This is a genomic window from Macromonas nakdongensis, from assembly GCF_002837145.1.
Taxonomy (GTDB): domain Bacteria; phylum Pseudomonadota; class Gammaproteobacteria; order Burkholderiales; family Burkholderiaceae_C; genus Macromonas_B; species Macromonas_B nakdongensis.
Window position 1 is genome coordinate 25,485 of record NZ_NWMV01000101.1, and the last position, 12,030, is coordinate 37,514.

Here is a 12,030-nt window from a genome sequence, read left to right on the forward strand (position 1 = left end):
GGTGCCCGTCGGGTTCAGGCGATGCCCAGGCGCTTGAGCCGGTAGGCCAGCTGGGCCCGGCTCAGGCCGAGTTGGCGCGCCGCCTCGGCCACGTTGTACCGGCTGGCCACCAGGGCGTTGCGGTAGCGCTGCGCTTCTTTGGGTTGGGGTGGCCGCGGGCGCTTCGGGCCGCTGCCTTCGGGTTCGGTGGCCGGGGGCGCGGGCTGGGGCGCCTCGGTCAGGCGGCCGCTGTGCGCCAGGCTCCAGACCTGCGGCGGCGCCCCTTCGCCACTGCGGAACAGGTGGTGCAGGTCGATCGGCTCGTCGTCCCCGGCCATGATGACACCGCGCTCCACCAGGTTCTGCAGCTCCCGGATGTTGCCCGGAAAGTCGTACTGGAGCAGGGCCTGCACCGCGCGCGGGGTGAAGCCCGGCACGCGCCGCCCGTGCAGCTGGCGGTAGCGGCGCAGGAAGGCCTCCATCAGCTGCGGGATGTCGTCGCGCCGCTCCTTCAGCGGTGGTAGCTGCACCGGGAACACGTTGAGCCGGTAGTAAAGGTCCTCACGGAAGCGGCCGCGCTCGACCTCCTCGCGCAGGTCCACGTTGGTGGCGGCCACCACGCGCACATCGACCCGGATTTCGCGCACGCCGCCCACGCGTTCGATGCGCCGCTCCTGCAAGGCCCGCAGCAGCTTGCCCTGGGCCGCAAACGACAGCGAAGCGATTTCGTCCAGGAACAGGGTGCCGCCGCTGGCGCGCTCGAAGCGCCCCGGGCGTGACACGGTGGCGCCGGTGAAGGCGCCGCGCTCTACCCCGAAAAGCTCGGATTCGATCAGCGTGTCGGGCATGGCCGCGCAGTTCAGCGCCACAAAGGGGGCGGGGGCGCGTGGGCTGATGCGGTGCAGCGTTTGCGCAAACAGCTCCTTGCCCGCCCCCGAAGGACCGGTGAACAGCACCGTGGCCGAGGTCGGCGCCACCCGCTCGATGAGGTGGCGCGCCGCGCTGAAGCTGGACGAAATCCCGATCAGGGGTGGCAGTTCGTCGCCGGCCGGGGCGGTGCTGTCGTCGTCGGCCAGGGGGCGGCCGATGTCGGCGATGCGCGGCGCCACCTCGGCGCGCGCCGGTGGGTTCAGTTGGCGCGCCGATGCGTCGGGAAGGAAGTGGTGCAGGTCGAGTTCCGGGTCGGGCCAGTGGTCGGCGGGGCGGCCGACGATGCGGCAGACCTCGGCCCCGGAGGCGCGGCAGCTCAGTTCGCGGAAGACGATGAGCTTGCCCATGAAGGCGCTGGCGTAACCGCTGGCGTAGCCCAGCTGCATCCAGCAGGCGGCCTCGGTGCCGATGCCGAAGGCGGCGATGTGCTCGTCGTCTTCGCTGGAGTCGTGCCAGAGGAATTCGGCGTAAAAGTCGCCGCGGCCGATGTCGAACTCGAAGGCCACGGTCTGTGGCCGCACAAAGCCTTCGAGCTGGTGCATGCGCGGGCCGGCGTCGAAGACGTTGGCCGGGTCGCTGTCGGACCACAGGGTGCGCACCAGCTCGGCGTCGCGGGCGCCAGCGGCGTAGCCCACCCGGGTCAGCAGGGAGCGGGCACCGTCCATGCCCAACCGGGCCACCAGCTCGCGCCGCAGCGAGCCGTAGGTGGACGCGCGCCACAGCAGCATGCGCTGGTCGTTGAGCCAGATGCGCCCGTCGCCCGGGGCGAACACCAGGGCCTCGGTCAGCTCGCGCAGCGTGGGCGAGGCGCCGGCGTCCAGGTCGGCGCTGGTGCGCGCCTGCACGGCGCGCTGTTGCAATTCGGCCAGGGAGATGCGGTCGGTGGGCGGCATGGCGGTGTTTTGATCAATTTTTGATGATAAATGATCCATCAAATTCGCACATGTGGATTCCACGTTTTCCCGGTGTTTGATTTGTAAGTCATTGATTTTCATTGTGAAAATTGAGTGCCTTGGGCTGGCACATGGGTTGCAAAGTCGGCCGGTCTGCAATCGACACAAGACCCCACCCGAGGACCCCCATGCCCACCATTTCCATGCTGATCGGCGGCGAAAGCCGCGCCGCGTCGAATGGCGCCACCTTTGAGCGCCGCAACCCCCTGGACCACAGCGTGGCCACCCGCGCGCCGGCCGCCACCGCAGACGACGGCCGCGCCGCCGTGGACGCCGCCGCTCAGGCCTTCCCGGTTTGGGCCGCCCTCGGCCCGGGCGCGCGCCGCGCGCTGCTGATGAAGGCCGCCCACGCCCTGGAAGCCAAGGGCGAGGCCTTTGCCCAGGCCATGGCCGCCGAAACCGGTGCCTCGGGCATTTGGGCCGGCTTCAACGTCCACCTGGCGGCCGACATGCTGCTGGAAGCCGCCGCGCTGACCACCCAGATCGACGGCCAGGTCATCCCGTCCAACGTGCCCGGCAACCTGGCCCTGGCCGTGCGCCAGCCGGCCGGCGTGGTGCTGGGCATCGCCCCGTGGAACGCCCCGGTGATCCTGGGCGTGCGCGCCATCGCCACCCCGCTGGCCTGCGGCAACACGGTGGTGCTGAAGGGCTCTGAACTGTGTCCGGCCACCCACGGCCTGATCATCGAGGCCTTGCAGGAAGCCGGCCTGCCCCCGGGCGTGGTCAACTTCGTCACCAACGCCCCGGCCGATGCGGGCGCGGTGGTCGAAGCCATGGTGGCCCACCCGGCCTTGCGCCGCGTGAACTTCACCGGTTCCACCAAAGTGGGCAAGCTGATCGCGCAGACCTGCGCCAAGCACCTGAAACCCGCTGTGCTGGAGCTGGGAGGCAAGGCCCCGTTCGTGGTGCTGGACGACGCCGACCTCGACGCCGCCGTGGCCGCGGCCACCTTCGGCGCCTTTGCCAACTCGGGCCAAATCTGTATGTCCACCGAGCGCATCATCGTGGACCAGGCCGTGGCCGACACCTTCGTGGCCCAGCTGGCCGAGCGTGCCAAGGGCCTGCCGCTGGGCGACCCGCGCCAAGGCCCGGTGGTGCTGGGTTCGGTGGTGGACATGGCCACCGTGGAGCGCTGCAACGCCCTGATCGACGACGCCCTGGCCCTGGGCGCGACGCTGGTGTGCGGCGGCAAGGCCACCGACACCTTGATGCCCGCCACGCTGCTCGACCACGTGACCCCGGCGATGAAGATTTACCAGGAAGAAACCTTCGGCCCGGTCAAGGCCATCGTGCGGGTGAACGGCGTGGAAGAGGCCGTGGCCTGCGCCAACGACAACGAGTTTGGTCTGGCCGCCGCCGTGTTCGGTCAAAACACCGCGCGCGCCTGGCAAGTGGCCAGCCGCATCGAGTCGGGCATTTGCCACATCAACGGCCCCACGGTGCACGACGAGGCGCAAATGCCCTTCGGCGGCGTCAAAGGCTCGGGCTACGGCAAGTTTGGCGGCCAGGCCGGCATCGACGCCTTCACCGAGCTGCGCTGGATCACGGTGCAGAACACCCCGCGCCATTACCCGTTCTGAGTTTCCCACACCATCAGAGGAGAGACATCCCTTGAAACCGCAACACCGCCCCTGGGCTGGCCTGCTGGTCGGCGCCGCCCTGTTCGCTGGCCTGGCCACCACCGCCAGCGCCCAGACCCTCACCAAAGGCCAGCAGTTCTACCAAAAGGTCTGCGCCAAGTGCCACGAAGTGGGCACCGGCCCGGTGTTGCTGGGCCGCCAACTGCCCGAAGCCACGGTCCAGATCATCGCGCGCCATGGCTTGAACGCCATGCCCGCGTTCCGCCACACCGACATCGACGACGCCACCCTGCAGGAGCTGGCGGCTTTCATCCACAAGTCCCCCGCCCCGGCGAAAAAGTAAACGGAGACCGCCCATGAGCACCGATCGACGTTCGATTTTGAAAGGCCTGGCCGCCGCTGGTTTGGTGATGGCCGGCATGCCCTGGGCCCAGGCGAAGCCTGTGGCCGATCTGCCCGCCGGCGCCCCCGCGCCCCGCAGCGTGACCTCCTTGGTCAGCGGCTCGGCCCTGGACGCGGCTTTCCTGAGCGGTGTGCGCCAAGGCGCCCAAGGCGAAGGCCACGGTCTGGCGGCCCAGCCCTTGAAGGGCTTGGAAGCCGGCACCTACGCCCAGCTCAACCGCCTGCTACAAGACGGCGAACCGACCCTGCTGGTGGGCCTGCTGGACGACGCCGCCGCCACCCTGGTGCTGGACCTGGTCCGCAGCCACGGTGGCCGCGTGCTGGCCATGCAGACGCACCGCGTTGGCGCCGACGCGGCGCCTTGGGCCCAAGCCCTGGGCCAAGCGCTGGTGAGCCAACCGAACCAGGCCCCCGTGGCGCCCACCGCCCACGCCGGCCGCACCTACGTCTCTTTGAGCTGCGTGATTTGAGCGCGTTGAACCCGCGCCGATAAGAGGAACCCCGCCATGAGCACCCAACCCCGCAAATACCTCGCCTTGCCCAAGGGCGTGAGCGAAAACCGCTTCGACGCGGCGATCAAGAAATTCCAGGCCGCCCTGGGCACCGAGCAGGTGCTGTTCTCGGCCGAACACCTGGCCCCCTACACCAAGGTCATGATGGCCGTGGACAGCGCCCAGCACACCCCATCCGCCGTGCTCACCGCCACCAGCGTCGAGCAGGTGCAGGCCGTGGTCAAGATCTGCAACGAGTACCGCATTCCGGTGTGGACCATCTCCACCGGCCGCAACTTCGGTTACGGTTCTGCCGCCCCGGTCGAGCGGGGCCAGATCGTGCTGGACTTGAAGAAGATGAACAAGATCCTGCACGTGGACCCCGAACTGTGCACCGCGCTGGTCGAGCCCGGCGTGACCTACCAGGACTTGTACGACTACATTGAAGAGCGCAAGCTGCCGTTGATGCTGTCGTTCTCGGCGCCGTCGGCCATTGCCGGCCCGTTGGGCAACACCATGGACCGTGGCGTGGGTTACACCCCCTACGGCGAACACTTCCTGATGCAGTGCGGCATGGAGCTGGTGCTGGCCAACGGCGACGTGCTGCGCACTGGCATGGGCGGCGTCAAGGGCGACAAGGCGTGGCAGGTGTTCAAGTGGGGTTACGGCCCGACCCTGGACGGCATGTTCACCCAGTCCAACTACGGCATCTGCACCAAGATGGGCTTCTGGCTGATGCCCAAGCCCCCGGTGTTCAAGCCGTTCGAGATCAAGTTCGACAACGAAGCCGACATCAACGAGATCGTCGAGATGCTGCGCCCGCTGCGCATCGCCAACATCATCCCCAACGCGGTGGTGATCGCGGGCACGCTGTGGGAAGCCGCCACCTGTGGCACCCGCCGCTCCGACTACACCACCGCACCGGGCGCCACACCGGACTCCGTGCTGGCCCAGATCCGCAAAGACAAGCACCTGGGTGCCTGGAACGTGTACTGTGCCCTGTACGGCAGCCCTGAGCAGGTGGAAGTGAACTGGAAGATCGTTACCGAGACCATCAAGCGCGCTGGCAAGGGCCGCATCGTGACGCAGGAAGAGGCCGGTGACACCCAGCCCTTCAAGTACCGTGCCCAGTTGATGTCGGGCGTGCCCAACCTGCAAGAGTTTGGCCTGTACAACTGGCGTGGGGGCGGTGGCTCCATGTGGTTCGCCCCGGTGAGCCAGGCCCGTGGCAGCGAGTGCGACAAGCAGTTCGCGCTGGCCAAGAAGATCCTGAACAAGCACGGCCTGGACTACGTGGGCGAGTTCATCGTCGGCTGGCGCGACATGCACCACGTGATCGACGTGCTGTACGACCGCACCAGCGAAGAAGAAACCCAGCGCGCCAACGCCTGCTTCGCCGAACTGCTGGACGAGTTTGAGAAAGAAGGCTACGCCGTGTACCGTGTGAACACCGCCTTCCAGGAGCGCGTGGCGCAAAGCTACGGCCCGGTCAAGCGTTCGGTGGAACGCAAGATCAAGCGCGCCCTTGACCCGAACGGCATTCTGGCCCCGGGCAAGAGCGGCATCCGCATCTGAGGGCAGAGGGCGCTGGCCGCCCCCTCGGCCCCTGGGCTGGGGGGCTCAGCCCAGGGCCGCTTGCACCAGGGCGTCCAGCTCCTGGCAATAAGCCGGTTGCAGGAAGGCCGCAGCCAGCCCGGTCATGCGCGGCTGCAGCATGAAGTGGGTCTGCAGGTGAAAGAACTCGCTGCCTTCCAGCGCCCCGGGCGTCGCCTGCTCGGCGCGCCTCCACTGGCCGCGCGCCAAACGCTCGGCCGTGCGCACGCAGTAGTAGGTGAGGGCGGTGCGCAGGCCCTGTTCGGGTGTCAACTGGCGAGGGGGCATCACCAGAATGCGGTCGATGGCCCGCACCTGCTCGACGATGCTCGCCGGCATGTCCCATTCGGCCATCATCAGGCAGCCCAATTCACCGGCGCACAGGCCCAGGTCGTCCTGCTCGGCACGTGTGCGCTCGAGGAAGTCGAGCGTGCTGTCGCGCAGGGTGTCCTGCGGGGCGCGCAGCGACAGGGCGGCCATGTGCCCCACGAAGGACAGCACCGCCAGCGTCACCATGCCACCGGGGTCGCTCACCCCCACCTGCTTGCCGAGCCGCAGGCACAGCTGGCCGGCCAGGCCGCTGGCGCGCCACCAACGGTCGAACAGCGGCGCCAGGCGCGGGTCGGTCGGGCGCAAGGCCTCGGCCAGCAGGCATTGCACGGCCGTGGCGCGCACCGTGTCCAGTCCCAGGTAGACGATGGCCGTGGGCACGTCGCTCACCGGCCGCGGCAGGCCGTGGAACGGCGCGTTCACCCTGGCCAGCAGGCGGGCGGCTAGGTGCGGGTGTTTCAGGATCGCGTCGGCCATCTGTTCCGCGCTGGCGCCCTGCAGGAAGGATTCCGACAGCAGCTGTTCGCTGTTTTGCGGCGGGCGGGGCAGGTGCGCGACCCGGCGCGTCAGGGCCTCCAGGGTGCCCACCGGCAACTGGAAAGCCTCGGTGCGCTGAAAGCCGATCAGGGCGGGCGGGATGTCCCATTGCCTGGGCACGAAGGCCGTGGCCGCCGGGGGTGGTGGGGCACTGGGCGCAGCAGGGGCGGCGCCCGTGGCGGTGCGTGGGCGCCAAGCGTTCATCAGCCACCGAAACAGCATTCTGCATTCCTTGCGGCCAAAAGGCCGTGAGCAGTATAGCCTTGGGGTACAGTCGGGCCATGAGCCCCACGCCGTTCGACGACAAGCTGCCCGAGTCGTTCTTCGAGGCGCTGTATCCCCCGCTGGACGACGCTGCGCCAGCGCCGCTCCACCTCGCCCCGGCGGGCGGCGACGGGCGGCTGGGCCGCTTGATCGACAACTGGCCCGGGGCGGTGTTCTGCCTGGACCAGCACCTCAACTGCCTGTTGGCCAACCGCGAGGCCCGGGGCTGGTGCCTGGCCGGGCCGGAAGCGCCCGGGTCGGCCCTGCCGCAGCCTTTCTACACCCTGGTGAGCGCGCCCTTGCTGGAGGCCCTGCTGCCCTACCTGTCGGCCGCGCTGCGCGGCCTGGAAATGGGCCTGGACGAAAGCTTCGAGCACCCGCGGCTGGGCCAGCGCCACGTCAGTGTGCGGGTCCAGCCCGACCACGACGCCGGACACGTGGCCGGCGTGTTCCTGCACCTGCACGACACCACCGACCTGCGCCAGGCCACCGAGCTGGCCAGTGCCGCGTCCCCGCCCCCCGCCACCGACCACGAAGCCCACCTGCGCTGGATGGCCGAGGGCCTGCGCGACGCGGCGATCTTTTTCCTCGACGCGCATGGCCGCGTCAGCGACTGGACACCCAGCGCCGAACGCCTGCTGGGTCACCGCGCCGACGCCGTGCTCGGCCGCCCGGTGAGCGAACTGGCGGGCGTGCCCGGCGCCGTGGCCGATGCCGAAGATCCCATGCTGCTGGGCATGGAGCGCGCCGCCCTGCTCGGGCAAAGCGAAACGCCGGGCTGGCAGCGCCGCGCCGACGGCAGCCAGTTCTGGGCCAACACCCTGCTCACCGCATTGCACGACGAGGCCCGTGGCGAATCCCGCGGCTACGCCTGCCTGATGCGCGACATGACCGAGGTCAAGCGGCTGGTGGACATGCTCCAGACCCTCAACCAGGAGCTGGAAAGCCGCGTGGCCGAACGCACCCGGCAGTTGGAGGACATCAACCAGGACCTGGAGGCGTTTTCCGCCTCTGTCTCGCACGACCTGCGCGCGCCCTTGCGCCACATCACCAGCTACCTGGAGCTGCTGCGCGAAGACCTGGGTCCCGACGCCCCGGCCGCCGCGGCGCAGGACATGGACCGCATTGGCCAGGCCGCACAGCACATGGGCGCCCTGATCGAGGGGCTGTTGGCGTTCTCGCGCCTGGGGCGGGCGCCCTTGCAGCGGCGCACGGTGGCCATGGGGGCCGTGCTGCAGTCCAGCCTGAACCGGGTGCTGCACGATCCGGCCCTGCGCCGCCCGGCCGAAGAACTGGAATGGACCCTGCCCAACGACCTGCCCGAAGTGCCCGGCGACGCCCTGCTGCTGAGCCAGGTTTGGGACAACCTGCTGGCCAACGCGCTCAAGTACACGCGGCCCTGCCGGCCGGCGCGCATCGCCGTGGGCTGGGCGCGCGATGCGGTGGCCGACACCTACCGCTTCTGGGTGCGCGACAACGGCGTGGGCTTCGACCCGAAACGCGCCGACCAGCTCTTCGGTGTGTTCCAGCGCCTGCACCGGGCGCAGGATTTCGAAGGCACCGGCATGGGCCTGGCGCTGTGCCGCCGCATCGTGGAGCGGCACGGCGGCCAGGTTTGGGCCGAGGGGCAGGTCAACGTCGGCAGCACCTTCGGCTTCAGCCTCCCTGGCGGCGCCGTGCCCGCGGCCTGAGCTTCCCTGGGCCGGGGGTCAGGCCGCGTCGGGGTACACCCTGCGGCCGAAAATCGCGCTGCCCACCCGCACCATCGTGCTGCCGCTGGCCACCGCCGCCTCCAGGTCGTCGCTCATGCCCATCGACAAGGTGTCCAGCGGCAGGCCCGTGGCCACCAGGTCGTCGAACAGGGCGCGCGCGCGACCCAATACCGCGCAGGCCGCCGCCACATCGGGCGCGGGCTCGGGGATGCACATCAGGCCGCGCAGGCGCAGCCGTGGCAGGGCCGCCACCGCCTGGGCCAGGGCCAGGGCTTCGGCCGGTGCCACTCCCGACTTGTTCGGGCCACCGTCCACATTCACCTGCACGCACACCTGCAAGGGCGCCAGGTGCGCGGGGCGCTGCTCGCTCAGGCGCTGGGCGATCTTGAGGCGGTCGACCGTGTGCACCCAGTCGAAATGCTCGGCCACGGGCCGGGTCTTGTTGCTTTGCAAAGGGCCGATGCAGTGCCACACCAGCCCCGGCAGGCCCACGGCGCGCAGGGCCTGGATTTTCCCCACCCCTTCCTGCACGTAGTTCTCGCCGAAGGCCCGCTGGCCGGCGGCGTGGGCGGCCTGCACCGCGTCCGCGTCGAAGGTCTTGGAGACGGCCAGCAGCTGGACGCTGGCCGGGTCACGCCCGGCCCGGGCACAGGCCAGGGCGATGCGGTTGCGCACCCGCTGGAGATTGTCCGAAATCGTTGCCATAATGGATCAGACCACACTCTTCGGGAATTGGGATGGACATCACTCAACTGCTGGCCTTCAGCACCAAGAACAAGGCGTCCGACTTGCACCTGTCTGCTGGCCTGCCACCGATGATACGGGTGCATGGCGACGTGCGGCGCATCAACGTCGAGCCGCTGGAGCACAAGCAGGTGCACGGCATGGTCTACGACATCATGACCGACGCCCAGCGCAAGCACTACGAGGAGTTCCTGGAGGTCGACTTTTCTTTTGAGATCGAGGGACTGGCGCGCTTCCGCGTCAACGCCTTCAACCAGAACCGCGGCGCGGCCGCCGTGTTCCGCACCATCCCCAGCAAGATCCTGACGCTGGAGCAGCTCAACTGCCCCAAGATCTTCGCCGAGCTGTCGCTCAAGCCGCGCGGCCTGGTGCTGGTCACCGGGCCCACCGGCTCGGGCAAATCGACCACGCTGGCGGCCATGGTCAACCACCTGAACGAGAACGAGTACGGCCACGTGCTCACCATCGAAGACCCGATCGAATTCGTGCACGAATCGAAGAAGTGCCTAGTCAACCAGCGCGAGGTCGGCCCGATGACGCTGAGCTTTGCCAACGCGCTGCGCTCGGCCCTGCGCGAAGACCCGGACGCCATTCTGGTGGGCGAGATGCGCGACCTGGAAACCATCCGCCTGGCCATGACCGCCGCCGAAACCGGCCACCTGGTGTTCGGCACGCTGCACACGTCGAGTGCCGCCAAGACCATCGACCGCATCGTCGATGTGTTCCCGCCCGAGGAAAAGGAAATGGTGCGCGCCATGCTGTCCGAGTCCCTGATGGCGGTGATCTCGCAGACGCTGCTCAAGACGTCCGACGGCAACGGCCGCGTGGCCGCGCACGAGATCATGATCGGCACCCCCGCCATCCGCAACCTGATCCGCGAGAACAAGGTGGCGCAGATGTACTCGGCCATCCAGACCGGCCAGGGCTTCGGCATGCAGACCCTGGACCAGAGCCTGATGGACCTGGTGCGGCGCAACCAGGTCACGGCGGCCGAGGCGCGCGCCAAGGCCAAGATCCCCGACAACTTCCCCGGCTGAGCCAGGAGCCCCCATGGAACGCGATCAAGCCAGCAATTTCGTCAACGACCTGCTCAAGCTGCTGGTCAGCCGCAACGGCAGCGACCTGTTTCTGACCGCCGAATTCCCGCCCGCCCTCAAGGTGGACGGGAAAATCACCAAGGTGTCGCCGCAGCCGCTGACCGGGCAGCACACCCAGGCGCTGGCCCGCGCCATCATGAACGACAAACAGGCCGCCGAGTTCGAGCGCACCAAGGAGTGCAACTTCGCCATCGCGCCGGGCGGTATCGGGCGCTTCCGCGTCAACGCCTTTGTGCAGATGGGCAAAGTCGGCCTGGTGATGCGCACCATTCCGGCCAAGATCCCCACCGTGGACGAACTCGGCCTGCCCCAGGTGCTGAAGGACGTGGCCATGTCCAAGCGCGGCCTGGCGATTTTGGTGGGCGGCACTGGCTCGGGCAAGTCCACCACGCTGGCGGCCATGGTGGACTGGCGCAACGAAAAGACGCACGACCACATCGTCACGGTGGAAGACCCGGTGGAATTCGTGCACCAGCACAAGAACTGCATCATCACCCAGCGCGAGGTGGGGCTGGACACCGACAACTGGGAAAACGCGCTGAAGAACTCGTTGCGCCAGGCCCCCAACGTCATCCTCATGGGCGAGATCCGCGACCGCGAAACCATGGAGCACGCCATTGCCTTCGCCGAAACCGGCCACCTGTGCCTGGCCACGCTGCACGCCAACAGCGCCAACCAGGCCATGGAGCGCATCATCAACTTCTTCCCCGAAGAACGCCACCCGCAGTTGCTCAAGGACGTCTCGCTCAACCTGCGCGGCATGATCGCCCAGCGCCTCATCCCCAAGGAGGACGGCAAGGGCCGTACCGCGGTGGTGGAGGTGCTGCTCAACAGCGGCCTGATCGCCGACCTCATCGTCAAGGGCGAGATCAACGAGATCAAGGAGGTGATGAAGCGCAGCCAGGAGGTGGGTATGCAAACCTTCGACCAGGCCCTGTACGAGGCCTTCGAGGCCCGCCAGATCTCTTACGAGGATGCGATCCGCAACGCCGACTCGCAGAACGATCTCAAGCTCAACATCAAGCTCAACAGCCAGCGCGCCCGAACCACCGACCTGGCCGCCGGCACCGAACACCTGCAAATCGTCTGACCCCCAGCCCCCCCACCATGCCCAGCCTGAACCCGAAAACCTACGAACCCGCACCCCGCACCCGCGTCGCCTTTCTGGGCCTGGGGGTGATGGGCTACCCCATGGCCGGCCACCTGGCCCTGGCCGGCCACGACGTGACGGTGTACAACCGCAGCGCGGCCAAGGCTCAGGCCTTCGTCGCCGAATTCGCCGCCCAGGGCGCGCGCAGCGCCCCCACCCCGCGCGAAGCGGCCGCGGGCGCCGACATTGTGTTCTGCTGCGTCGGCAACGACGACGACCTGCGCGCCATCGTGCTTGGGGCCGCGTTGCCCGGTGGCCAGCGCGGCGG

The 12,030-nt window shown here is 68.6% G+C and carries 11 protein-coding genes; 8 read left to right on the forward strand and 3 right to left on the reverse strand.

Features of this window, described 5'->3' with window-relative positions:
- Window positions 1–14 precede the first annotated feature (14 nt).
- Window positions 15–1,802, reverse strand: coding sequence for a sigma-54-dependent Fis family transcriptional regulator (locus CON77_RS12655; protein ID WP_101049674.1), 1,788 nt, complete (start codon window positions 1,800–1,802; stop codon window positions 15–17).
- A 188-nt stretch (window positions 1,803–1,990) separates the two neighbouring features.
- On the opposite strand from CON77_RS12655, the gene CON77_RS12660 reads away from it, so the two are divergent.
- From CON77_RS12660 to CON77_RS12675, 4 genes are read left to right on the forward strand one after another with little or no spacing between them, the layout of a single operon-like run.
- On the forward strand, window positions 1,991–3,442 hold the full coding sequence (locus tag CON77_RS12660; protein ID WP_101049676.1) for an aldehyde dehydrogenase: 1,452 nt from the start codon (window positions 1,991–1,993) through the stop codon (window positions 3,440–3,442).
- A 31-nt stretch (window positions 3,443–3,473) separates the two neighbouring features.
- Window positions 3,474–3,785 (forward strand): c-type cytochrome, encoded by a 312-nt coding sequence (locus tag CON77_RS12665; RefSeq protein ID WP_232788531.1) that lies wholly within the window; start codon window positions 3,474–3,476, stop codon window positions 3,783–3,785.
- 13 nt (window positions 3,786–3,798) lie between these two features.
- Window positions 3,799–4,314: a hypothetical protein gene (locus tag CON77_RS12670; protein ID WP_101049678.1), complete on the forward strand. Its 516-nt coding sequence runs from the start codon at window positions 3,799–3,801 to the stop codon at window positions 4,312–4,314.
- Window positions 4,315–4,350: 36 nt separating this feature from the next.
- A complete protein-coding gene (locus CON77_RS12675; protein WP_101049680.1) occupies window positions 4,351–5,910 on the forward strand; it encodes an FAD-binding oxidoreductase in 1,560 nt (519 codons plus the stop codon).
- 45 nt (window positions 5,911–5,955) lie between these two features.
- Here the strand turns inward: CON77_RS12675 and CON77_RS12680 are convergent, their stop codons facing one another.
- Entirely contained in the window at window positions 5,956–7,017 is a 1,062-nt protein-coding gene (locus tag CON77_RS12680) for an HDOD domain-containing protein (RefSeq protein WP_101049682.1), read from the reverse strand.
- A 59-nt stretch (window positions 7,018–7,076) separates the two neighbouring features.
- Here CON77_RS12680 and CON77_RS12685 point away from each other — a divergent pair, with 59 nt between their 5' ends.
- Window positions 7,077–8,750 carry a sensor histidine kinase gene (locus CON77_RS12685; RefSeq protein ID WP_101049684.1) on the forward strand — a complete coding sequence of 558 codons (1,674 nt, stop codon included), beginning with the start codon at window positions 7,077–7,079 and terminating at the stop codon, window positions 8,748–8,750.
- 18 nt (window positions 8,751–8,768) lie between these two features.
- Here CON77_RS12685 and CON77_RS12690 read toward each other — a convergent pair whose 3' ends face one another.
- A complete protein-coding gene (locus tag CON77_RS12690) occupies window positions 8,769–9,476 on the reverse strand; it encodes a YggS family pyridoxal phosphate-dependent enzyme (RefSeq protein WP_101049686.1) in 708 nt (235 codons plus the stop codon).
- 32 nt (window positions 9,477–9,508) lie between these two features.
- Here CON77_RS12690 and CON77_RS12695 point away from each other — a divergent pair, with 32 nt between their 5' ends.
- The 3 genes from CON77_RS12695 to CON77_RS12705 form a co-directional block, all read left to right on the forward strand.
- Window positions 9,509–10,552, forward strand: a complete 1,044-nt coding sequence (locus tag CON77_RS12695; RefSeq protein WP_101049688.1) for a type IV pilus twitching motility protein PilT — start codon at window positions 9,509–9,511, stop codon at window positions 10,550–10,552.
- Window positions 10,553–10,565: 13 nt separating this feature from the next.
- Window positions 10,566–11,702 (forward strand): PilT/PilU family type 4a pilus ATPase, encoded by a 1,137-nt coding sequence (locus tag CON77_RS12700; protein WP_101049690.1) that lies wholly within the window; start codon window positions 10,566–10,568, stop codon window positions 11,700–11,702.
- A gap of 17 nt (window positions 11,703–11,719) precedes the next feature.
- Window positions 11,720–12,030 (forward strand): NAD(P)-binding domain-containing protein (locus CON77_RS12705; protein WP_198552366.1); only part of this gene is annotated, 311 nt, incomplete at its 3' end.